The organism is Shewanella psychrotolerans (assembly GCF_019457595.1).
In the GTDB taxonomy this organism is placed as follows: domain Bacteria; phylum Pseudomonadota; class Gammaproteobacteria; order Enterobacterales; family Shewanellaceae; genus Shewanella; species Shewanella psychrotolerans.
The window spans coordinates 1786416-1809552 of sequence record NZ_CP080419.1 but is presented as its reverse complement, the minus strand read 5'-3'; the positions used below and the strand labels follow the sequence as shown (position 1 = coordinate 1809552).

At 43.6% G+C, this 23137-nt stretch carries 21 protein-coding genes; 2 read left to right on the top strand and 19 right to left on the bottom strand.

The features are described from left to right. Positions 1–51 precede the first annotated feature (51 nt). On the top strand, positions 52–1341 hold the full coding sequence (locus K0I62_RS08025; RefSeq protein ID WP_220070937.1) for an alpha/beta fold hydrolase: 1290 nt from the start codon (positions 52–54) through the stop codon (positions 1339–1341). A 180-nt stretch (positions 1342–1521) separates the two neighbouring features. Further along, positions 1522–1716 (top strand): DUF4250 domain-containing protein, encoded by a 195-nt coding sequence (locus tag K0I62_RS08020; RefSeq protein ID WP_220070936.1) that lies wholly within the window; start codon positions 1522–1524, stop codon positions 1714–1716. A gap of 102 nt (positions 1717–1818) precedes the next feature. On the opposite strand, the gene K0I62_RS08015 is transcribed toward K0I62_RS08020, so the two are convergent. The 19 genes from K0I62_RS08015 to iscR all read right to left on the bottom strand — a co-directional run bounded on the left by K0I62_RS08015 (position 1819) and on the right by iscR (position 23013). After that, positions 1819–3771 carry a DNA topoisomerase III gene (locus K0I62_RS08015; protein ID WP_220070935.1) on the bottom strand — a complete coding sequence of 651 codons (1953 nt, stop codon included), beginning with the start codon at positions 3769–3771 and terminating at the stop codon, positions 1819–1821. Between the two features lie 312 nt (positions 3772–4083). After that, entirely contained in the window at positions 4084–6201 is a 2118-nt protein-coding gene (locus K0I62_RS08010; RefSeq protein WP_220070934.1) for a methyl-accepting chemotaxis protein, read from the bottom strand. Between the two features lie 208 nt (positions 6202–6409). After that, on the bottom strand, positions 6410–7924 hold the full coding sequence (gene purF / locus K0I62_RS08005) for an amidophosphoribosyltransferase (protein WP_220070933.1): 1515 nt from the start codon (positions 7922–7924) through the stop codon (positions 6410–6412). 98 nt (positions 7925–8022) lie between these two features. Next, positions 8023–8511 (bottom strand): CvpA family protein, encoded by a 489-nt coding sequence (locus K0I62_RS08000; protein ID WP_220070932.1) that lies wholly within the window; start codon positions 8509–8511, stop codon positions 8023–8025. Between the two features lie 226 nt (positions 8512–8737). Then, positions 8738–9346, bottom strand: a complete 609-nt coding sequence (locus K0I62_RS07995) for an SPOR domain-containing protein (RefSeq protein ID WP_220070931.1) — start codon at positions 9344–9346, stop codon at positions 8738–8740. A gap of 6 nt (positions 9347–9352) precedes the next feature. Next, complete coding sequence (folC, locus tag K0I62_RS07990; protein WP_220070930.1) at positions 9353–10606, bottom strand: bifunctional tetrahydrofolate synthase/dihydrofolate synthase; 1254 nt, start codon at positions 10604–10606, stop codon at positions 9353–9355. Positions 10607–10678: 72 nt separating this feature from the next. Then, complete coding sequence (gene truA, locus K0I62_RS07985) at positions 10679–11464, bottom strand: tRNA pseudouridine(38-40) synthase TruA (protein ID WP_220070929.1); 786 nt, start codon at positions 11462–11464, stop codon at positions 10679–10681. A gap of 157 nt (positions 11465–11621) precedes the next feature. Further along, positions 11622–14303, bottom strand: a complete 2682-nt coding sequence (locus K0I62_RS07980; RefSeq protein WP_220070928.1) for a FimV/HubP family polar landmark protein — start codon at positions 14301–14303, stop codon at positions 11622–11624. A gap of 190 nt (positions 14304–14493) precedes the next feature. Next, positions 14494–15510, bottom strand: a complete 1017-nt coding sequence (locus tag K0I62_RS07975; protein WP_220070927.1) for an aspartate-semialdehyde dehydrogenase — start codon at positions 15508–15510, stop codon at positions 14494–14496. 2 nt (positions 15511–15512) lie between these two features. Next, entirely contained in the window at positions 15513–16643 is a 1131-nt protein-coding gene (locus K0I62_RS07970; protein ID WP_220070926.1) for a 4-phosphoerythronate dehydrogenase, read from the bottom strand. 107 nt (positions 16644–16750) lie between these two features. Then, a complete protein-coding gene (gene ndk / locus K0I62_RS07965) occupies positions 16751–17182 on the bottom strand; it encodes a nucleoside-diphosphate kinase (RefSeq protein WP_220070925.1) in 432 nt (143 codons plus the stop codon). Between the two features lie 173 nt (positions 17183–17355). Then, positions 17356–17550, bottom strand: a complete 195-nt coding sequence (iscX, locus tag K0I62_RS07960; RefSeq protein ID WP_220071315.1) for a Fe-S cluster assembly protein IscX — start codon at positions 17548–17550, stop codon at positions 17356–17358. 142 nt (positions 17551–17692) lie between these two features. Beyond that, positions 17693–18028, bottom strand: coding sequence for an ISC system 2Fe-2S type ferredoxin (gene fdx, locus K0I62_RS07955; RefSeq protein WP_220070924.1), 336 nt, complete (start codon positions 18026–18028; stop codon positions 17693–17695). 8 nt (positions 18029–18036) lie between these two features. Further along, positions 18037–19899, bottom strand: a complete 1863-nt coding sequence (hscA, locus tag K0I62_RS07950; RefSeq protein ID WP_220070923.1) for a Fe-S protein assembly chaperone HscA — start codon at positions 19897–19899, stop codon at positions 18037–18039. A 63-nt stretch (positions 19900–19962) separates the two neighbouring features. Continuing rightward, positions 19963–20484, bottom strand: a complete 522-nt coding sequence (gene hscB, locus K0I62_RS07945) for a co-chaperone HscB (protein ID WP_220070922.1) — start codon at positions 20482–20484, stop codon at positions 19963–19965. Between the two features lie 17 nt (positions 20485–20501). Next, a complete protein-coding gene (iscA, locus tag K0I62_RS07940; RefSeq protein WP_220070921.1) occupies positions 20502–20825 on the bottom strand; it encodes an iron-sulfur cluster assembly protein IscA in 324 nt (107 codons plus the stop codon). Between the two features lie 14 nt (positions 20826–20839). Continuing rightward, a complete protein-coding gene (gene iscU / locus K0I62_RS07935) occupies positions 20840–21223 on the bottom strand; it encodes a Fe-S cluster assembly scaffold IscU (protein WP_220070920.1) in 384 nt (127 codons plus the stop codon). A 38-nt stretch (positions 21224–21261) separates the two neighbouring features. After that, the gene (locus tag K0I62_RS07930; protein WP_220070919.1) at positions 21262–22476 is read right to left on the bottom strand and encodes an IscS subfamily cysteine desulfurase; all 1215 of its coding nucleotides are present in this window, start codon (positions 22474–22476) and stop codon (positions 21262–21264) included. Between the two features lie 75 nt (positions 22477–22551). After that, positions 22552–23013, bottom strand: a complete 462-nt coding sequence (gene iscR / locus K0I62_RS07925) for a Fe-S cluster assembly transcriptional regulator IscR (protein ID WP_220070918.1) — start codon at positions 23011–23013, stop codon at positions 22552–22554. Positions 23014–23137: the final 124 nt, after the last annotated feature.

The following is a 23137-nucleotide window of genomic DNA, read 5'->3' as shown; positions in this document are numbered from 1 at the left end:
AGGCAAAAGCAAGCCACCCAAAGAATAAAAACCAACTCAAAAAGGTTTAAAATGACCAACACCCTGACCCTCTCTGGCATTCACGCCATTAAACACCACTTTGTGCTGCCTTTAGACCACTCACTTCCCGAAGGAAAAAAAATAACCGTCTTTGTTCGTGAGTTGGTGTCACCAGAACATGTCAATAGCACTCTCCCCTATTTAGTCTTCTTCCAAGGGGGACCGGGGTTTGGCGCAGTTAGACCCGCAGCAAATAGTGGCTGGATAAAGCGCGCCTTACAAGAGTTTCGCGTTCTACTTCTCGATCAGCGTGGCACGGGACTTTCTTCACCGATTAACTTTCTATCACTCAATCATTTGGCCCCTTCAGAACAGGCTGAATATTTAAGTCATTTTCGAGCCGATAACATTATTAAAGACGCTGAAGTGATTCGTCAGCAATTCACCGGCGGTAGTAAGTGGAGCATTCTAGGACAAAGCTTTGGTGGTTTTTGCGTACTAAAATATCTGAACGATGCACCTCAAGGCGTAGAAGAAGCCTATATCACTGGTGGTATTCCATCACTCACTCGCCCAGCAGATGAAGTGTACCAAGCCACCTATAAACGGGTATTGGCTAAGAACCAAGATTTCTTTAGCCGTTTCCCCGATGCGCAGCAACTGGTTAAACAACTTGCACGCTATATTACTGACAACGAAGTGCGGATCGCCACTGGTGAGCGGCTGACCGTCGAAATGCTGCAACTGCTTGGCATCAATATCGGAATGGAACAGGGACCTGAATCGGTTTACTATCTGCTTGAACAAGCCTTAATTGATACCGAACAAGGCATGCAGGTCAATCCCTTGTTCTTAGCCCACTTCTGCCAACTGTTGGACTTTAATACCAATCCTATTTTTGCCCTGCTGCACGAAAGTATCTATTGCCAACAAAATGCTTCTCAATGGGCAGCGCAAAGAGTACGTCACCAATACGATGAGTTTAATTATGACCAACATAAGCCCTTCTTGTTTACAGGCGAAATGGTCTACCCCTGGTTTTTTGAGCAATTTACCAACTTAAAACCACTAAAACATGCCGCTCATCTTATCGCAGAAAAAGCTGACTGGCCTATGCTATACGACATAGATAAATTAATTAAAAATCAAGTGCCTGTCGCTGCCGCAATTTACAGTGAAGATATGTTTGTCGAGATGAGTTATAGCCTAGAAACCGCAGCGCAGATAAACAATCTCAAATACTGGCTCACCTCAGAATATGAGCACAACGGTATTCGTATGGATGGTGAACATATTTTAGATAAACTGATCGCACTCAATCGCAGTAAGATACTTAGATAAGCTTGCTCACCTAATTGACAGGAACAGAGTTCAGCATCCCATCAATAATAGCAATGAGTAAAAGCATCGAGTACGCGAGTATACTTGCGACCTCGATGCAATCTTAATAATCAAATATTGGAAACACTCACCGATCTGCGCTAAACCTAAATAAAATAGCGATTACCTAGGGCAACGTTAATGGACTACCAATTGACTCAATTAAGTGGTGATATCCTTGTGGGTATAGTTAATGAACAGCTTAGGCTGAACTGCCAGAATAAGCAGGCACTATTTTACCAACTTGATATTCCAAGTGAACTGTTAGAACAAAAACTCAGTGCAGCCGGATTTCAATATGATCCGTTAAGTAATCAATATCGAGACATAGAATAACCTAGCTATCGATTAAAATCCCCCCACACGCTTTGACGCTGCATCTCATATAGCAGTCAAAAATGTGGTTAACGGATCACACTGACGATTAACTTTAATCGTTTAGCTATTTTTTGCCGATTTAGTCACCTTCTTCTTTTGCGAATAGCGACGCTTCTTAAATTGCCCTTGTGGCGCCTTGACCCCCTGTAATGATGTTGGCAACTGGGATCCTGCTTGGGTGACGAGCTCTGTTAATGATTCGATTAATGGCTGCATAAAACTCTGATATTTCGCTTCCTTACGGCAAATGGCATCTAAGTGACTTTCCCATAACGCTGTCATATCGGGCGTAGTCGTAGATTCAGGCAAGCTATTAATCAGCCCCTTGCCCACCTCTGTCGACACGATAGCTTTACCTTGGCGCACCAAAAAACCTCGTTTGAATAACAGCTCAATGATGCCAGCTCGCGTTGCTTCGGTACCTAAGCCGTCGGTGTCTTTAAGGATCTTACGGATCTCAGGATTAGTCACATAACGGCTAATGCCCGTCATCGCAGCGAGTAAGGTCGCATCAGTAAACGCTTTCGGCGGCTGAGTATGCTTCTCGACCAACTCGCCTTGACCCGAATGTAACATTTGTCCCTCAATCAGTGATGGAAGCGATTGTAAATCATCCCCGTCATTATCTTGTTGTGAAGCGCTATTATTTGCCTTTGGAAACAGCTGTTTCCAGCCTAGAGACTTCTCTTGCTTCGCTTTAGTCTTAAACCGCCCCTTCTCTATTTCAACTTCAACTTCGGTTTCATGGTACTGATATACTGGATAAAACTGCGCGAGGTATTGTCTAGCGACATGAAGATAAATCTGTTTCTCTGCCTGATTTAAACCCGATAAATTCGCCACCTTTTCGGTAGGCACTATCGCATGGTGTGCATCCACTTTTTTGTCATTCCATGCCTTAGATTTAATTTTTGGATCGGGCCTATCAATACCTTCGACTAATTCACTTGCCCCTTTTAACACGGCATTAATCACGTTAGGCGCGAGTACAAACTGCTCCTTAGGAAGGTATCGGCTATCGGATCGAGGATACGTTAATAATTTATGTTTTTCATAAAGCGACTGACACGTATCGAGTACCGCTTTCGCGCTCATACTAAAACGCTTAGCAGCATCAATTTGCAGGGCTGAAAGACTATAGGGTAAAGGTGGGCTTTGCTGTTTATCGCGACTCTGAAGCGATGTCACCTGAGCGCTTTTATCTGTTATGCGTCCAACCACATTCTGGGCTAAGCCGTTAGACAATACTCGCCCATCTTCGTCCATGTAGGGACGACATGCTTCGCTGGGCTGCCATTTGGCTTTGAATGTTTCTTGCTTTTCTGTCGCGAGATTGGCAAGCACTTCATAGAAGGGTTTGCTTACAAAACCCGCAATCGCTTCATCACGACGAACTACAAGCCCCAGCAACGGTGTTTGTACTCGCCCTACAGATAACACACCTTGATAACCCACCTTACGACCTTGTAGCGTATAAGCACGAGTCATATTCATGCCGTAAAGCCAATCGGCACGAGAACGCGCTAATGCAGAAGTTGATAAGGGGATAAATTCACGGTTTGATCTGAGTTGTCCCAAGGCTCTTCTCACCGCCTCTGGGTTTAAGTCGCTCACTAACAAGCGTTGAGTTTGATTAAGCTTGTTACCTTTAACGCCAAGATGAGCGATGACTTCATCGACAAGCAGCTGCCCCTCACGATCGGGATCGCCGGCGTTAACCAATTGAGTCGCTTGCTTCACTAAACCTCGCAACACCGTAAGCTGGCTGCGAGTTTTAGATTTTGGTTTCATCTTCCACTGCTGTGGCACAATCGGCAGATGTTCAAACTTCCATGATTTATAAGCAGCATCATAGCTGTCAGGCTCAGCTTGCTCTAACAAGTGCCCGATACACCAAGAAACACAGTCGCCATTGGCGGCGGTAATAAACCCATCCCCCTTTTTTAATGGTTTGGGTAATACATCGGCAATCGCCCTTCCTAGACTCGGTTTCTCTGCGATATATAAAATCATAACTCAATAAACACTGTATAAATTACCAGCAACTTTAACTCAGCAAAGGTTATGGCGCAAACTCAAAATACATTTTGTTACTTACAACAAAAGCTTTGCATATACAGTTGAGAATAGCTCTCATCATATCAATCAACATAAGAAAGTGATCAACTCAGCGTGTTTTTTGGCAACTCATTCAAGGCAAATGGATGATGAGTCGCCAAACGCTTTGATTTACCAATGATAAATTGACTCGATGATATAAAAAGCAAATAAATAATGAATAGCCTAGATGTCGTGATCACATCTTGGCCATTCTATCGACGAGGCTTAGGTTTTCAACTTACCAAGCTGCTGATGTTGCTGCGCAACTAAATTAGCTAGGCTAACACTGCTTTGCTGTGCTTCATCGGCAAGACGCGCTAACTCAGAAGCCGAATCGGAGATCCCGGTAATATTACGGTTAACCTCTTCGGTGACTGCGCTTTGCTCCTCGGCCGCAGTCGCGATGTGGGTAACTTGACTAGACACCTCTTCAATTTGGCTCACTATAGTATTAAGTGAAGTTAACGCCGATTCAGTCTGTTCAACCGCGCGCTGAGCGCCATTTACGCCTTGGTCAATAATGTTCGATGCACTCTTAACCTCTTTCTGTAACGATTCAATTAGCTTGCTAATCTCATCAGTCGAGCTTTGAGTTTTCGATGCTAATGCCCTAACCTCATCAGCCACCACCGCAAAACCTCGTCCTTGCTCTCCTGCACGAGCCGCTTCGATTGCTGCATTTAAGGCCAACAAGTTAGTCTGCTCTGCAATGGCACTGATCACTTCTAAAATTTTACTGATGTTAGTACTACTGTCTGCGACCTTACTAACCGCCTCTTTAGCCAATAATGATTCCTGAGACATATTCGTCACAAAGCCCATCGCCTTGCTTAAGCTATCCTCGCCCGCTTTAACATTCGCCGTCATCGCTTCGGTTTCGGCCGCGGTTTGCTCAGATGCTTTCGCAACCTCAAGTGCTGTAGCACTCATCTCATTAACAGCTGTGACCACACTTTCAATCTCACTGTATTGACGATTAACGCTGTCTCGCGTTTGCTGAGCAATACCCGCTGCTGTTTGGCTTTCATCTTGGGAACGAGAGGCTAACTCTTTCAGCTCTGTGATTAACAGTCTTAACTTAGTAATAAAACCGTTGATACCGCCACCAAGGGCAATAAGTTCAGCGTGAGATTCTACCGTTATAGATTGAGTCAGATCACCCTCAGCACTTGCAAGGTTCTCCACTCGGCTTTGAATCACTTTCAATGGTGCAATAATTGATCGGATCACTAGACTAATCGTTACCACCGCAATAACAGATACAATACTGCCGACAATCAACAACAGACTGCCAAGAGAACTGGCCATTGCAGACATCGCATTGTCCATCTCCAACGCGGCCTCATAAGCATCGATTTTATTGACTTCTATCACCAACGACCACTGAGCACCCGCAACGGTAATATCGATAGGATAAGCCACGACAATATTATCCCCTTGTTCTAAATATCCACCGTTACTATTCAGCTTTTGATATTGAGATGCGAGGTTAGGATCAATTGATTCAGATAATGGCCGAGCTTTCTTATCATAATGACTCGCTGCTACAACCAAGCCTTTTTGGCTCAGCAAAGTCACTTTGGCTTTACCTTGATAGAGACTGTTTGACAGCTCATCGATCAATTTTTGAAATATCGGTAAATTAAGATCGACGCCAATAACGCCTTTAAACTGGTTACTCACGACCACAGGAACGGTTAACGATGTCATTAACTCGTTGTTACCAGGAGTAATTTCGTATAAGTAGGGTTCCATTAAACAGGGTTTCTTAGTGTCTTTAGCACACAGATACCACTCAGCTTCTCGAATACCAAACTCATTTAATGTGGCAACATACTTCTCTGCGGCATCATCTACTTGTTGATGCTCTACACTGCCATCGTTATTACGAGTGTAATAGATCTCTAATGTTCCAGCACCGGCAACACTATGTGGAGAATCAATGGTAAATTCACTGTCGCGACCATCGTAACCATTAGCCTCGAACTGTGCGTACATTGATGATATTTGACTGTTTTTTTGCAATACACCCGCAACAGCTATCTGAATGCTTTCTCTAGGGAGTTGCGCATCTTTTGAAGTCGTCTCAAGCATACCAGCAAAAGAATAAGGGATTCGATAGGCTTCATTAATAAACCCTGCGACCTGCTCACCATACTCCCCAGCCCTTGCACTTAAGCGTTGTTGAATTTCTTGCTGCAGTGTCTGTTGAACTTGATCCGCGAGTAGCTCATTTTTATCACTTAATGACCACCATAAACTGAATGACAAAATAGCAACAATAATCAAAAACAGCGCAGAAGTGATCCACAGTAATTTGGTACTAATGGACAGTTGCTTCATTGAGTTCTCCTAGATAATTCGATAATGTTAACTCGACGTTAAATAACTACAGTATAAAAGTAGCATTAACTGTTCGAAATCACCAAAAGGATCAATTATTTATATTTAAAGGTTTTCGACATAAAAAAACCGACTTACTCAAAGTCGGTTTTGATATTCGCAATCTTGACACCCATTATAATTGACGTCACATTAGAATATGGAAAGGCTACGGATGGCAGACGTTATGCATCTCTAAGTTCATACCAATATCTTTGATGCGATTAGCCTTAGCATCATCGTTACGCAACTGTGTCAAATGGTCTAAATAAGCCTGATCAACATCATTGGTAATGTACTTCCCGTCAAAAACAGATGTTTCAAAACACTTAATCTCAGGGTTTTGTTGACGTACTGCTTCAATAAGATCACTAAGATCTTGGAAAATAATACCATCGGCACCAATCAGTTTACAGATCTCTTCCGCATCACGACCGTGAGCAATCAGCTCACTGGTGGTAGGCATATCGATACCATAGACATTAGGGAAGCGAATTTCAGGTGCTGCAGATGCAAAATAAACTTTCTTAGCGCCAGCCTCACGTGCCATCTCGATGATCTGCTCTGATGTCGTTCCACGAACGATAGAATCATCGACTAGAAGTACATTTTTGCCTTTAAACTCAGCATCAATAGCATTAAGTTTACGACGCACCGACTTCTTACGCTCCTGTTGACCAGGCATAATGAAAGTACGGCCAATATAACGATTTTTCACAAAACCTTGGCGATATGGCAAATCCATATTGCGGGCGATTTCAAGTGCGATGTCACATGAAGTTTCGGGAATAGGAATAACCACATCAATATCATGATCCTCCCATTCTTTCTTGATTTTCTCACCCAGCATCACCCCCATGTTCACTCGACTGCCATAGACTGACACTTTATCGATAGTTGAATCAGGACGCGCAAAATAGACGTATTCAAAAATACAAGGAGAATAGCTAGGTGACGCCGCACATTGACGAGTATATAACTGACCGTCGAGAGAGATATAAATAGCCTCACCTGGCGCAACATCACGAACCGTCTCAAAACCAACGGCGTCGAGTGCGACACTTTCAGAGGCAACCATGTATTCGGTGCCCTGCTCAGTCTCATTCTTACCGAGCACTAATGGGCGAATCCCAAACGGGTCTCTAAAAGCCACCAAACCTTGGCCAATGATCATCGCTGCCACTGCGTATGCACCACGAGTCAGCTTATGTACATTAGTGATCGCCTCAAACACCTCGTCGGCAGTAAGAAACTGGCTTTCGGTATGTTGTAACTCATCCGCTAACAAATTAAGTAACACTTCAGAATCAGAGGTGGTGTTAACATGTCGACGCTGCTTAACTAAGCGCTCATGCAATTCAACCGTATTCGTTAAATTACCGTTGTGCGCGAGTGAGATACCAAATGGGGAATTTACGTAAAAAGGTTGTGCTTCTGATGCGCTAGAGCTACCGGCAGTTGGATAACGCACATGCCCAATCCCCGCATTACCTTGCAAACGTTGCATATGTTTAGGCTCGAATACGTCTTTTACCAGACCATTGGCCTTACGCAATCTAAATGCATTTCCATCAACAGTTACAATACCCGCAGCGTCTTGACCACGATGTTGTAATACAGTTAGTGCATCATAGATTGTCTGATTAACTGAAGTCCGGCCAACTATTCCGACGATACCACACATGGGTAGGTTTCCTCATTTTAAGATGTTCTGATAGTTATTATTGTTGATACAACACTTGGAAATAACCGTAATGTTGATCAATCATGCTCTAGGCATTGTTATATTTTAGGTACAAAGCTTGAGGTGTTTTCCACGTAGTCAAAAAACCACTGGATAACCACTCCAAATTCAGGGACAAGTTGCGAACTATGCCACCAATCAGTCTTGGGTGCTCCGGTAAAAGCATCCAAAAAAAACAGTATCGCGCTGACAATTAGGGCACCTCTTAAGGCACCAAAACAGAGACCTAACACTCGGTCGGTGCCAGATAAGCCTGTTTTAGCCACTAACTGGCCGATGAGATAATTGATTAGCGCACCAAGAATCAAGGTCGAAATAAACAGAATTGCAATAGCAACACCATTACGAACGAATTCATCTTGCATCTGGGTGAGATAAACGGCGAGATCTTCATAAAACTGACTCGCGACGAAAAAAGCTGCAAACCATACCACGAGTGACATAGCTTCTTTAACAAAACCACGGAGCAAACTAATTAAAGTTGATATTCCGATAACAGCAATAATGGCGTAATCGATCCAAACCATTGAATAAGGTGATCCAGCATTGGTATTAAGACGGCGCGATCTTACCAGAGACTGAAGACATTCTCACCCCCTAGCCCCATTTAAAATCAATTAAGTTTATTCTGAATAATGGACACTGAATTTGCTTATTGGATAAAATCAATTTCAGCAGAAAAAACACCAACAATCACTAACAAAAAGGCCTGAAACATACCGCTTCAGGCCTTGGTGTTAACGCCTTATTAATCTACTCGACTGGATTGAAGCTCACCACGGCAGATTTTAAACCAGTTAATTTATCGATCTCTTTTTGCAGCTTCTGTAATTTAGACATCGAGACATCAGGGCCAACAAACACCTTAGTCAACTCCCCGTCTTTGGGGGTCTTAGGCACAGTGTAGGCTCTAAAACCTTTACTTCTTAGACGTTTTACTAACGCATTTACATTTGCCGCATTTTTAAAGCTACCTAACTGTAACGTATAGGCAGAACTCGGCACGACCTTTTCAGCTGCCGCTTTAGTCGCTTTATTAGCAGACTCTGATAATTGTTCTTGTTTTACGCCTTCTTCCGTCGCTAAGACTGTATCTTTATCACTTACCGTCTCATCATCTGCAATAAATTGAGATTCTGCATTTGAGAGATCAATGGCTTCGAATTCAGCGCTCGCATCAAACGATTCTTCAATGCTAGGTCGCAATGGAATCTCCGCAAATTGCTCCTCTTGATGCTGCTTTTTACCATCAAGAATATCGGGAAGAAAAATAACCCCTAACGCCACTAACACAATGACCCCAACGAGACGATTTTGAAACTGACTAGATAACTTTGTTTGTTTGACTTCTACTTCGTCCACGTTGATTCACCCAAGGTTTAGATTTTTAAACTCTGCCACAGTGTAAAAGGAGCCAAACACAATTACCACATCATCATCGCAGATATTATTTGTTAACGCTTGATACGCTTGCACTATCGATTCAAATGGATAGCCAATGCTACCTTGTGGTAAGCATGAGACTAACAAGTCAGCGCTAGCGCTACGCTCACAGTTTAGGCCAGTAAAATACCATGTATCAACCACGTCATCTAACGTCGATATTACCGCCTGACAATCTTTATCTTTTAACATGCCGCAAAGCGCCACAACTCGGTGGCCAGAGTATGCAGCTAACCGCTGTTTTAGGTAACGAGCGGCATGAGGATTATGGGCCACATCAAGCAGCACTACTGGCGCCTTTGAAAATAACTCTAATCGACCCGTCAATTTAGCGTTTAATAATCCTTGATAAATAACATCTTCAGATATAGATGGTATCAACTGCTCAATAACAGCCAGTGCCGTTGCAGCATTGGGTAGCGGTAACTGAGGAATGGGTATACCCGATAGCGATAGCGACATACCGTTAAAATCCCAGCTATCATCATGCTGTATATAATCAAAAGCATCACCAACCGCCAACAATTGTGCGCCAATCTCATGCGCGGCTTCGGCAACTGACACCGGAAGATCTCGCTCTCCAACAATAGCAGGACAGCCTGCTCTAAAAATGCCCGCCTTTTCTCTGCCAACTAGCTCGCGTGTATCGCCTAAATACTCTTGATGATCGATATCAACAGACGTCACGACACTGATATCGGCATCAATAATATTGGTTGCATCTAAACGACCACCAAGCCCCACTTCCAGGAGCACTAAGTCGAGCGCTGCTTGCTTAAAAATCACCAAACCCGCTAATGTCGCGTACTCGAAAAAGGTGAGAGAAATCTCGCCTCGTGCTTTGTCTATTGCACAAAACGCTTCAATTAATTCTTGATCGCTGGCATCAATACCAGCAACTCGCACTCGCTCATTATATTTAAGCATGTGAGGAGAGCTATATACACCCACCTTATAGCCTGCCTGTGTCATGATCTGCTCTATCATTGCACAGGTTGTGCCCTTACCATTTGTCCCACCTACAGTAATAACTTTGGTTTGACCAAGGTCAGTCAACCCCATCGTTTTCGCTACTGACGATACCCGACTTAATCCCATATCAATTTCTGTCGGGTGAATAGACATCAAATGGTCAAGCCAAGTTGTTAAACTCGAATGATGATTAGGTACAGTTTGCATAAGACACTCTTACTGGTAGTAAAAAGCAATATCACGATAAATAAAGACAATAAAATCAGACAATATCAGCCGTTAATCCAACATAAATAGTGGACCGAGGGCTAATTTAGGTAACTGATAAGATTCAGGATAAGTCACATCGACCAAATACAAACCGTTTGGTTTAGCGGTTGCAGCGGCTTGGGTTCTATCTTTAAGCGCCAACAAATCTTTTATCCAGATCATATCTTGGCGACCGTAACCCACCTCTAACAGTGAACCAACAATATTACGTACCATATGGTGCAAAAAAGCATTGGCTTTGATATCCACACAGATATACATCCCCTGGCGGGTAACATTGACTTCATGAACGCAACGAAAAGGGGTATTCGACTGGCATTGAATCGCTCTAAAGCTGGTAAAGTCTTGTTCACCAAGTAGATATTGCGCTGCTTGATGCATCTTATCTTGATCGATCTCACCTGGATAATGGCTCACTCCAGAACGCAAAATACCAGGTCGAAGCTGGTGATTATAAATCATATAACGATAACGGCGTGCTGTGGCACTAAAGCGTGCATGAAATTCGTCATCAACCTCTTTCGACCAACGAACAGCAATATCATCAGGCAAATTAACATTCACGCCTAAGGTCCAAGCACTCTCTTTTCGTATCGCATTAGTTTCAAAGTGGACCACTTGACCAGTAGCATGCACTCCCGCATCGGTTCTACCGGCACATTGAATAGCGATAGGCTCATTGGCAACTTTAGAAAGCGCCTTTTCTAGTTGGGCTTGAACTGAGTCAACTTCGGCTTGACGTTGCCACCCAAAATAACGACTACCATCATATTCAATACCTAATGCGACGCGCATGTAATACAAACCCTTATTGTAAAAAATTCATTTTGAGCGCGCGATTTTAGCATATCGTTGCCATAATCATGACAACTAAGTCAGCAAAAAGACGACCCAATTGAGCTATTTTAATAAAAAAAACGGCGCCGAAGCGCCGTATCTATCGCGACAAAGGTTATAACTCTTTTAACAACCCTAGTGCTTCCTCTTGCTGACGTTCGTTACCGTCTAACTCAACCTCTTTAAGCAATGCCTTGGCGCTATCAATATCATCGATTTCAATATAGGCACGGGCTAGATCCAACTTTGCATTAACGGCATTTTCTTCGTCATCTACATCGACCATAGATGCGTTACTCATTAGATCATCCAATTCGCCCATATCGACATCGAGTTCTTTATACTGATCGACATCAGCATCATCTTCATCGGCTTCATTTAAAAGACGATCGATATCAATAAAACCATTATCCTGTTGAAATGCGCTAAGATCATGTTCATCGACGGCTTTGGCAGGCTTTTTCTTCGACTCAGCAGCATCTAATGCCGCTAGTGCTTGATCAACCGTTAAACTATCATCATCTTGAATATCTATTGAGAATTCATCATCTGAGTCATCAGCTTCAATGGATTCATCCACATCATCACTGGCAAAACTGCTATCCCAATCGAGCGTATTAGCGTCACTACGCTTGTTGCCTTTTAAATCATTGAAAAAGCCAGACTCTTCTTTATCTTCTTTTTTATCAACCGCTTCAAGATCTGCTAACAATGCATCGAGTGCAACATCATCAGCAGAACCGTCAAGACTAATTTCCGCAGCAACCTCTTCAGGCTCCGAATTTGCTGCATCCTCTATCGCAAAAGATTCAAATTCAAGCGCAGACTTATCATCAACCTTTGGATCTGGTTCTGCTTCTAGTTCTGATTCTGACGATGCCAAAACACTGCTATCACTTTCGTTGCTATCGATAGGTTCGTCATTAGCACCAATTTCAGCGCTGTCGTCAGACGCCACATCACCTTCAACCGGCGATTCAATGTCAACAGCTGGCTGCTCTTCGATATCTTCTGCCGGTTCTGTTTCAAATCCAGCAAGTAAGGCATCAACATCCTCGATAACTGGCGTTTCGTCTTCTTCAGACGCCAGTTCAGCGGCAATTTGGGCAGCAACATCGTCGCTGTCGTCATCAGTCGGCGCCGTAACCTCTTCTATCAATGCATCTTCAGATTTTGGCGCTTGAGACGACGTATCAAATTCTGCAAGTAAGCTATCTAAATCTGCCTCATCAACATCTGACTCTACAGAATCTAACTCTGCAGCAATCTCATCAGTTAAATCCACTTTGTCATCAACGGTCTGATCATCTGTCCCCATTTGAGGTAGATCAAACTCTGCTAAAAGCGCATCCAAATCTTCCTCTTCTGGTGCAGATTCTTTTTCCTCTGTATCTGCAGGCAAATCGAATTCGGACATCATGTCATCAAGATCTGTTTCTTCAACGTCTTTAGGTGACTCATCGTCTAAAGACGCCATTAAATCATCTAAATCATCATTGCCATCACTAGACGATTTGGGTGTGTCTAAATCAGCAAGCAGGGAATCAAGATCATCTTCCTGTGGACTATCACCGGCATTAAGCTCATCTTCTTGCTCACCCATGGCCTCCGCCCATAGATCATCTAAAGACTGTCCCTCTTCCTCTTCAAATGAATCTTTTTGTTGGCTGTCACCAGAATCAACAACCATATCTTCAGCCATATCCAACTTATTTGAATCGTCCGATAAATCGGCTTCAGGTTTTAACTCACTGGCATCCACACTCATTAAAGAATCGAGTGAATCAGCTTCATCAGTATCAAGATAAACAGCAATCATCTCCTCTTCAGTAGGTGCACTAGCACCAAGATCAGGACTCGGCTCAGGCTCTAATACCTTATTATCTTCAACGACTTCTTTATCTTCAGCAGCATTACTGCGGCGTTTTAACGCTAACCAAACAATAACCAGGAGTAAAATAGCGGGTATGACTACGGCCAACGCTAGATATAATGGGCTACTCATAAGCGTACGCCAGTGATCAGTTGGCACCTCTTCGACCACGGGTTGAGTCGGAGCCGTTAGCTGCTCTCGTAACATTTTGGCTTCGTTAGAAAGCTCAGCATTTTGTTCCTTTTGTACTAATAACGCTTCTTCAAGTTCTGCGTTACGGGTATTTAGCTCGTCAATTTTACCTTGTAACATTTCAGAGTCATTTACCCCCAAATTAAGCTTATCTTGTGCTCTGGCTAATTCATCGGTTAAGGACAAGTTACGTGCTTGCAGCGCTTCCAACTTGGCGGTGAGTTCTTCTATCTGTTTTTTTGTTTCAACGCTGACTAATACCGGGACGCTATCTACCGGTGTTACCGTTTTTTGCTCGGCTTTCGTGGGAGTCACTTTCTCTACAGGGGCGGCATTCTTGGCTTGTTGCCAACCTTTATCGTTACGCTGAGCTTGCTGCTTAGCAAGACTATTGGGAATCGCTGCCATGACCTCTTTCGAGGGAATAAGCAATATCATGCCCTTCTCAAGACTATTGTAATTATCACTGCTAAACGCATGGGGATTTGCATCATAAATAGCTGCCATCACCTGATAAATAGTCACACTGGAGTCGGGTCTCATTTTCTGAGCGATACTCCAGAAGGTGTCGACTGAAGTCGTTGGCCCATACTGTCGCAACGTTTGACGACTCTCGCCATCTGGCCCTGTAATTTTTAACGGCTCCGCCGCTGATAACATTCCCGATGTTGATGTTAGGATCACGAGTGCGCTGGCTAGAAGACCAACAAGATGCGATGTGCGAAAGTTCATCAATTCTTCCCTTTCAAGCGGTGTTATGCCGTCATTTAACAGCATGCTTTAGGCAATTGTATTTATTGAGATTACTATAAACTAGAATTTACTGCCCTGCTACTATTCACAATTCAAAAACAAGTGATAACACAAAAAAAGCCTGCAAAATGCAGGCTTTTTCAACTAAGGCTTTAATATCGCCCCAATATCAATAGTAGTCTCGAATCAATACTTCAGCGATTTGCACACTATTAAGCGCTGCACCTTTTCTAATATTATCAGATACTACCCATAGATTAATGCCATTTGGATGGGAGATATCTTTACGTACTCGACCGACATATACCGGATCTGTACCCGCCGAATCTGTTACCGCGGTAGGATACTCATCATCAGACTCAAACAACTCAACACCTTGGGCTCCACGCAACACTGATTTAACATCGTCGGCATCGACGGCTTGTACCGTTTCAATATGCACAGCCTCTGAGTGGCCATAGAAAACAGGAACGCGAACCGCCGTTGGGTTAACCACGATTTGATCGTCACCAAAAATCTTCTGCGTTTCCCACACCATCTTCATCTCTTCTTTGGTGTAGCCATTATCCATAAACACATCAATTTGTGGCAATACGTTAAACGCGATTTGCTTAGGATAAACCTGAGGTTCAACGGGTAAGCCTTGTAATAACTTAGCGCATTGGCTTGCCAGCTCTTCAATCGCTTCTTTACCTGAACCAGATACCGATTGGTAAGTTGCGACGTTAATACGCGAAATACCAAACGCATCATAAATCGGTTTTAGTGCAACTAACATTTGAATCGTTGAACAGTTAGGGTTAGCAATAATATTACGATTACGGAAATCGGCAATCGCCTGAGGGTTCACTTCTGGCACGACAAGCGGTACATCGATGTCATATCTAAAGTGAGAGGTGTTATCAATCACGACACAACCATGCTCTGCAGCGATCGGCGCCCACTTAGCCGATACATCTCCACCAGCAGAGAAGAAACCAATTTGGGCTTGAGACCAATCAAAGGTATCAACGTCCAAAATTTCGACCTGTTTACCGTGGAATGTGACTGTATCGCCTGCGCTGCGGCTGCTGGCCAGTGGGTACAAATTCGCGACGGGAAAATTGCGCTCTTCGAGGATCTCAATCATTGTTTGACCCACGGCTCCCGATGCACCTAATACGACTACGTTATATTCCTGCGACATAATTACAGACCGACTCCTGAAAAACCTAATTTGAACAACCAATCTACATCAGAACCAGCGTTATTGGCTAGCCTTAACGCACTAAATTCACGTCTGTGCTGATGATTTTTTCTCATAAGGTCAAACCCATTGTTATTTTGGAACCGTTTACGGAAAATCTCATCGTCATCGCGAAGGTCATACACCAGCCTCACTAGACTTAATAACGCCTTTTCATCGGGAACATCAATAGGCGAAAGCTGATGACTCCATAACGCTGGTAACAAGCTATCCATCGACTTATCGGGGGTCTTACCTAACTTATGCATCAAAGATTGATAAAGCATAAATGTACCGCGAGCCTTCCCTTCTAGACTATATCCAGCGATATGCGGCGTTGCGATTTCAACATAGGGCACTAACTCAGCTATGGGGTTGGGTTCCCCCTCCCATACATCAAGCACCACTTTGATATCTTCACGATATTGCTTAACCGCGATCAATGCGCGATTATCTATTACCTCTCCGCGGCAGCAATTAAGCAGCCAACACCCAGGCATCAGACTGGCCAATCGCTGTTCGTCAAATAGATACCACGTTGGATAATCACCAGTTTTTGTCAGCGGTACATGTAATGAAATCACGTCACAGCGAGCAATGAGCTCATCCAAATCAACAAAATCGCGCTTATCATTACTCAGTGCTAAAAAGGGATCATGTAGCAATACCTTAACACCATAGGCCTCAAGGCATTTTTCCAGCGCTGAACCCGTATTTCCCGCACCAATAATACCGACCGTTTTATCAATTAAGCCTTGTTCAAATCGACGCGCCAACTCCAACATTGCAATGAAGGCATATTCCCCCACAGCCGTAGCATTGCAACCTGGAGCATTGGTATAGGTAATATTGCGCTGAGTTAAATAATCCTGATCTAGATGATCTAAACCGATTGTGGCACTACCAACAAAAAGCAGTTTATTGTTTAGACCTAAAAGTTGCTGATTAACCTTAGTAACAGAACGCACCAGTAACACGTCAGCATCGCTGACTTGCTCCGCAGATAAGCTACGACCATCGATTAGCTCAACCTCCCCCACATCAGCAAAAAGGGCTTTAACATAAGGCATGTTCTCATCGGCTAGAATTTTCATCAACATCTCAAATATATAGAAAAGGCTAGCGCTATTTTGCCTGAAAACCCAGATACAAAAAAGGAGCCTTGAAGGCTCCTTTTGGTATTAACTATAACGCGCTCAAATTAACGAGTACGTGGGCAAAGCTCTTCAGTGCTGAAGAAGTACGCGATTTCACGCTCAGCAGACGCTACAGAGTCTGAACCGTGAGCAGCGTTTTCATCGATGCTTTGCGCGAAATCTGCACGGATAGTACCAGGAGCCGCTTCAGCTGGATTAGTAGCACCTAGGATATCACGGTGAGCAAGAACTGCGTTTTCGCCTTCTAACACTTGAACCACGATAGGACCTGAAGTCATGAACTCAACAAGTGCACCAAAGAAAGGACGCTCGCTGTGCTCAGCGTAAAAACCTTCAGCTTGCTCTTGACTTAGGTGAACCATTTTAGAAGCGATGATTTTAAGGCCAGCTGTTTCAAAACGGTTATAGATAGCACCAATGTGGTTTTTAGCAACTGCATCAGGCTTGATGATAGAAAAAGTACGTTCGATAGCCATGTTCTAGCTTCCTTTAATAAACAGGTTTTTAAAAATTCGCGCGGATTATACGAAATAAAATGGTAAAAACCTACCTTTAAAGCATGACTAACGAGAGATTAGTCTCATTGAGACCATTCCCTATGGCGAACCAACTCATACTTTTAGAGTAAAAACGTGTATTGAAGTACTTGCTAATCGTACTCGTTGATCCAACAGAGCTGAATTGCCTCCAAAATTCGCTCATTGCAATGGTCAAGATCGTCATCAAATTCCTCAAGTGCGACAATCCAATCATACAAATCGGTAAATCTAACCTGACTTGGATCGACATCAGGATGCGCTTCTAATAGCGATAACGCAATATCGAGAGAATCTATCCACTTCATCATCTACTCCATGAAAATAACGACTTCATAGCCTTCAGCATAGTCTCTGCGCTATTTTTTACCCGTAAATTCGCGTATAAAAATTTCCCATACAAAAAAGCCAGTCGTTAGACTGGCTGTTACTTCACGTTTAGGGTCGCTCTTACCCTTCGCTAACCATATTGATGGTGTATTTAGGAATATCTACAACCAAATCACAATCTGGCACACGAGACTGACATGATAATCGACTCTCAGGCTCTAAACCCCAAGCCTTATCAAGCATATCATCTTCGAGCTCGTCACTCTCTTCTAACGCGTCGAACCCTTCACGGATAATCACATGACATGTCGTACAAGCACATGACTTTTCACACGCATGCTCAATATGAATACCGTTGCGCAGCGCGACATCTAAAACGGTCTCGCCTTGCTGTGCTTCTACTACCGCCCCATCAGGACATAACTCTTCATGGGGTAAAAAAACTATTTGCGGCATATCGTTACCTATATATTGTCAACCGACTGACCTTTAAGTGCCAATCGAATAGAATTATCCATACGTTTTGCTGCGAAAGTTTGACTCGCGTCATCGAGTGCTTCAATCGCTTTTTCAATCGCATCAACATCACCCTCCGCTGCTGTTTGCGCAAGATGTGCCATACCTTTTTCAATCTCTAGCGCTTCATCGGCGGTTAACAGTTCACTGTCTTTAGTTAATGCAGCCGATAATGACTCTAAAACACGGGCGGCTTCTACTTGCTGTTCGGCCAGCATACGGCGCTCAATATCATCTTTAGCATTAGCCATAGAATCTTTTAGCATAGTACCAATCTCTTCATCGGTAAGACCAAAGGACGGCTTCACTTGAATAGTCGATTGAACACCTGAAGATTTTTCCATTGCGGTAACACTAAGCAAACCATCTGCATCCACCTGAAAAGTCACCCGGATATGGGCAGCACCAGCCGCCATTGGAGGGATACCTTTTAAGGTAAAGCGGGCAAGCGAGCGACAATCAGCCACTAACTCTCGTTCACCTTGGACAACATGAAATGCCATCGCAGTCTGGCCATCTTTGAAGGTAGTAAACTCTTGTGCTCTAGCAACTGGAATAGTGGTGTTACGCGATACGACTTTTTCAACTAAGCCCCCCATGGTTTCGATACCCAAAGAGAGTGGAATAACATCAAGCAGTAACAGATCAGATTCAGGCTTATTACCCACTAAAATATCTGCTTGAATCGCCGCGCCAATCGCCACTACGCGATCAGGGTCGATAGAGGTTAGTGGTGTTTTACCGAAAAATGCTTCTACTTTTTCACGCACCAAAGGTACACGAGTAGAACCACCCACCATCACGGTTTCTAGCACTTCGTCAGGCTTAATTCCTGCATCACGCAGCGCACGTCGGCAACTTGCAATGGTCTTTTTAACCAGTGATGCGATAATCTCATCGAACTGCGCCTTAGTCACCTCCAACTCAAACGACTTTCCGTCTGCAAGCACAAGTTTCGCAACCACACTATCATCTGATGTTAGTTGTTCTTTAACGCGGCGACTTTCAATTAACAAGGCGCGCCGCTCTTGAGACGTTAAACTGTCTAAGTTCCAGCTCTGTTGTAGATGCTTTGCTAACTCATAATCAAAATCATCGCCACCTAGAGCAGAATCTCCACCCGTTGCCATGACTTCAAATACACCTTTGTTCAGACGCAAGATGGAGATATCGAAGGTACCACCACCTAGATCATAGATAGCAATAATCCCTTCTTGACCTGAATCGAGTCCATAGGCAATCGCAGCAGCGGTAGGCTCATTAAGCAAACGCAACACCTTGATACCTAATAGACCCGCGGCATCCTTTGTTCCTTGGCGCTGAGCATCATCGAAATAGGCTGGTACAGTGATCACTACGCCTTCAAGTGAACCGCCTAAGGTTTTTTCTGCTCGCTCTACCAAAGGCTTTAAAATTTCGGCTGAAATTTGAATCGGATTAAACTGACCGCCAGCGGTGTTAAAAAGTGGTAATCCATTTTCGCTTGCAGAAAACTCATAAGGCAAAGAGGTTTCTTGAGCTTGAATATCACTTAAACTGCGGCCCATGAACCGTTTGACCGACACGACAGTATTTAACGGATCTTGAGCCGAATAACGCTCTGCCTCGACACCGACTTGTACGCCTGTTTCAGTAAAGCGCACAACCGATGCTAATGCATGTTTGTGTGCTTCATCAGGTAAGGTATCGGCCACACCGCTGCGCACTGCGGCCACTAAAGAGTTGGTTGTACCTAAATCGATACCTACAGCTAACCTGTGTTGATGGGGCGCTGCGCTTTGTCCGGGTTCAGCAATCTGCAAAAGTGCCATATCTATCCAACTTAAAAAAATAAAGGCTCAATAAATATTGAGCCAATCAACAATTAATCGCACCTAAAAAAGGGCATCTTCGGCTCTGGCGAGTTCATCTTGTAATTTTGCCATAAACTTCATCTTACGTATAAGATCTGCTGCGTCTTGCAACGCATTAGGCTGGTCACTACTGATCAGTTGACTCATTTGTGACGTTATCTGAGCTTGATAGTCAGAAAAAGAGTGGTGTAATTGATCGATTAATTCGTCAGGATCATCTGAGTGTTTAATATCTTCAAGAGCCTCACGCCATTCCATCTGCTGCATTAAAAACTGGGTGTCTTTAACCGTTGTGGATTCGTGTCTCAGATCAATGCCTTTCAGGCTGAGCATATGTTCAGCACGTAAAATGGGATGTTTTAGCGTGTTGTATCCATCATTTACCTGCGCCGTTCGCTGAACAGCAATGCGCTTATCCTGCTCACTGGCGTTGGCAAATTTATCTGGATGAACAGTCCTTTGCAGATCGCGATAGCGGTCTGACAACTGGACAGTATCGATATCATATACTGGCGCTAAACTAAACAACTCAAAGTAGTTCATGTATTTAGATTCGGTAGTTAGACTGTAAAGCTTTCGCCGCAGCCACACTCCCCTTTTGCGTTAGGATTATTGAACTGAAAACCTTCGTTAAGACCTTCTTTGATGAAGTCCAACTCAATGCCTTGTAGGTAAATAAAGCTTTTCGCATCAATAATGATTTTAACATCATCAATATCAAACACTTCATCATCGGCATTCAGATCATCTACAAACTCAAGTACGTAAGCCATACCTGAACATCCAGAGGTTTTTAACCCCAAACGTAATCCAATACCTTTTCCACGGCTAGCTAAAAAGCTTTTTACCCTTTCAGCCGCCGCAGGAGTCATCGTTATTGCCATTTTAACTCCGAATATTACTGCTCGTGCTTAGACTTATAGTCTTCTAACGCTGCTTTAATCGCATCTTCTGCCAAAATAGAGCAGTGGATCTTAACAGGCGGTAATGCAAGCTCTTCAGCAATATCCGTATTTTTAATCGCTCGCGCTTGATCGACTGTTTTGCCTTTAACCCATTCAGTTACCAGCGAGCTTGACGCTATCGCGCTACCACAACCATAAGTCTTAAACTTAGCATCTTCGATAATACCGTTTTCGTCGATTTTAAGCTGTAACTTCATCACATCGCCACATGCTGGTGCACCAACCATGCCAGTTACTACTGATGGGTCGTTTTTATCAAATGAACCTACGTTACGTGGGTTCTCATAATGATCTATTACTTTTTCACTGTAAGCCATGATTCTGCTCCATTCGCTCTATTCGTTTATTAGTCGGATTAATGATGTGCCCATTGAACTTTAGATAAGTCGACACCATCTTTGAACATCTCCCAAAGTGGAGACATCTCCCTTAAGTGACCAATAGACTTCGTAATGGTCTCTATCGCATGGTCAATCTCTTCTTCAGTCGTAAAACGACCGATAGAGAAACGGATTGAACTGTGCGCCATTTCGTCATTCAATCCTAAAGCTCGAAGCACGTAGCTTGGCTCCAAACTCGCTGATGTACAGGCTGAACCTGAGGAAACTGCAAGATCTTTTAGCGCCATCATTAATGATTCGCCTTCAACAAAATTGAAGCTAACATTAAGGCTGCCACAATATCTTTGCTCTACATCACCGTTAATATACGTTTCTTCGATATGCTTGATACCGTCCCACAATCTGTCACGTAAGCGACGAATGCGCGCGTTATCACTTTCCATATCCGTTTTGGCAATCGCTGCAGCTTCACCCAACCCAACAATTTGATGGGTCGCTAACGTTCCACTTCGCATACCACGTTCATGTCCACCACCATGCATGGCAGCTTCTAAGCGGATACGTGGCTTACGGCTAACATAAAGTGCGCCAATCCCTTTAGGTCCATACATTTTATGGGCTGAGATTGATAACAAATCGACTTTAGTCTTTTGCAAATCGATAGGTAATTTACCCACACTTTGTGCGCCATCGACATGGAAAATGACTTTCTTCGCGCGGCATAATTCGCCGATTGCGTCGATGTCATGGATCACACCGATTTCATTATTCACATGCATAAGACTCAATAGGATAGTGTCTTCACGCATTGCCGCTTCAATTTTCTCCAGCGGGATAATACCGTTAGCTGCGGGCTCGAGGTAAGTGACTTCATAACCTTCACGCTCTAGCTGGCGACAGGTATCAAGCACGGCTTTATGCTCGGTTTTGCTGGTGATGATGTGCTTGCCCTTTTTATGATAAAAATGAGCAACGCCTTTAATCGCTAAGTTATCAGACTCAGTTGCGCCTGATGTAAAGACAATCTCTCTTGGGTCAGCGTTAATGAGTTCAGCAATTTGGTTACGAGCAATATCCACCGCCTCTTCAGCCTGCCATCCGTAACGGTGCGAACGCGATGCGGGGTTACCAAAAATGCCATCCATTGTTAAACATTGCATCATTTTCTCTGCAACACGAGGGTCAACTGGCGTTGTTGCAGCATAATCTAAATAAATAGGAAGCTTCATCTCACACTCCGTACTTTGGGTCACATAGCAACCACTTACCACGTACAAATAAAAAATATAAATAACAAAGTTAACTTATGCCGTTACTCTTTGTTCCTGTTGTATCTGATCTTGTTTGATAGAGATAAACTGAACGTCTCTTTTGTTCATCAATCCAGCTAAGCTGATCCCATTCAAAAAATCTGAAATCTGTTTGCTTAAATCGCCCCAAAGTGAGTGCGTAAGACAACGCGTACCACTTTGACAATTACCTAAACCTTGACAGCGGGTCGCATCAACTGATTCATCGACTGCGCGAACCACCATACCAACAGAGATATCACAAGCGTCAAAACCTAGGCGATATCCACCACCTGGGCCTCTTACGCTTGACACTAATCCATGTTTTCTTAATTTAGCAAAGAGTTGCTCAAGATAGGACAGAGATATCCCCTGACGTTCGGAGATGTCAGCTAATGGCACTGGGCCCGATGTAGAATGCATTGCAACGTCTAACATTGCCGTTACCGCATACCGACCTTTTGAAGTTAGTTTCATAGCTACCACTGCTCTCTAAAATGCTTAGGTCAATTCAACCATACCCGAGTATTTTAGTCAAGTATTAACCCAAGTAAATTAGTCAAGTATTTGAGCCGATAACGAAAGAACAAATACCCAGCTT

Excerpts from the sequence above, each read along its gene's own strand:
- truA (WP_220070929.1), bottom strand. The coding sequence starts at position 11,464 with ATGCGCGTCGCATTAGGTATTGAATATGATGGTAGTCGTTATTTTGGG.
- iscA (WP_220070921.1), bottom strand. The coding sequence starts at position 20,825 with ATGGCAATAACGATGACTCCTGCGGCGGCTGAAAGGGTAAAAAGCTTT.
- iscR (WP_220070918.1), bottom strand. The coding sequence starts at position 23,013 with ATGAAACTAACTTCAAAAGGTCGGTATGCGGTAACGGCAATGTTAGAC.
- iscU (WP_220070920.1), bottom strand. The coding sequence starts at position 21,223 with ATGGCTTACAGTGAAAAAGTAATAGATCATTATGAGAACCCACGTAAC.
- K0I62_RS08010 (WP_220070934.1), bottom strand. The coding sequence starts at position 6,201 with ATGAAGCAACTGTCCATTAGTACCAAATTACTGTGGATCACTTCTGCG.
- hscB (WP_220070922.1), bottom strand. The coding sequence starts at position 20,484 with ATGAACTACTTTGAGTTGTTTAGTTTAGCGCCAGTATATGATATCGAT.
- K0I62_RS07980 (WP_220070928.1), bottom strand. The coding sequence starts at position 14,303 with ATGAACTTTCGCACATCGCATCTTGTTGGTCTTCTAGCCAGCGCACTC.
- K0I62_RS07975 (WP_220070927.1), bottom strand. The coding sequence starts at position 15,510 with ATGTCGCAGGAATATAACGTAGTCGTATTAGGTGCATCGGGAGCCGTG.
- fdx (WP_220070924.1), bottom strand. The coding sequence starts at position 18,028 with ATGCCGCAAATAGTTTTTTTACCCCATGAAGAGTTATGTCCTGATGGG.
- hscA (WP_220070923.1), bottom strand. The coding sequence starts at position 19,899 with ATGGCACTTTTGCAGATTGCTGAACCCGGACAAAGCGCAGCGCCCCAT.
- ndk (WP_220070925.1), bottom strand. The coding sequence starts at position 17,182 with ATGGCTATCGAACGTACTTTTTCTATCATCAAGCCTGATGCAGTTGCT.
- iscX (WP_220071315.1), bottom strand. The coding sequence starts at position 17,550 with ATGAAGTGGATAGATTCTCTCGATATTGCGTTATCGCTATTAGAAGCG.
- purF (WP_220070933.1), bottom strand. The coding sequence starts at position 7,924 with ATGTGTGGTATCGTCGGAATAGTTGGCCGGACTTCAGTTAATCAGACA.
- K0I62_RS07930 (WP_220070919.1), bottom strand. The coding sequence starts at position 22,476 with ATGAAGCTTCCTATTTATTTAGATTATGCTGCAACAACGCCAGTTGAC.
- K0I62_RS08000 (WP_220070932.1), bottom strand. The coding sequence starts at position 8,511 with ATGGTTTGGATCGATTACGCCATTATTGCTGTTATCGGAATATCAACT.
- K0I62_RS08020 (WP_220070936.1), top strand. The coding sequence starts at position 1,522 with ATGGACTACCAATTGACTCAATTAAGTGGTGATATCCTTGTGGGTATA.
- K0I62_RS07970 (WP_220070926.1), bottom strand. The coding sequence starts at position 16,643 with ATGAAAATTCTAGCCGATGAGAACATGCCTTATGTTAAAGCCCTTTTT.
- K0I62_RS08015 (WP_220070935.1), bottom strand. The coding sequence starts at position 3,771 with ATGATTTTATATATCGCAGAGAAACCGAGTCTAGGAAGGGCGATTGCC.
- folC (WP_220070930.1), bottom strand. The coding sequence starts at position 10,606 with ATGCAAACTGTACCTAATCATCATTCGAGTTTAACAACTTGGCTTGAC.
- K0I62_RS08025 (WP_220070937.1), top strand. The coding sequence starts at position 52 with ATGACCAACACCCTGACCCTCTCTGGCATTCACGCCATTAAACACCAC.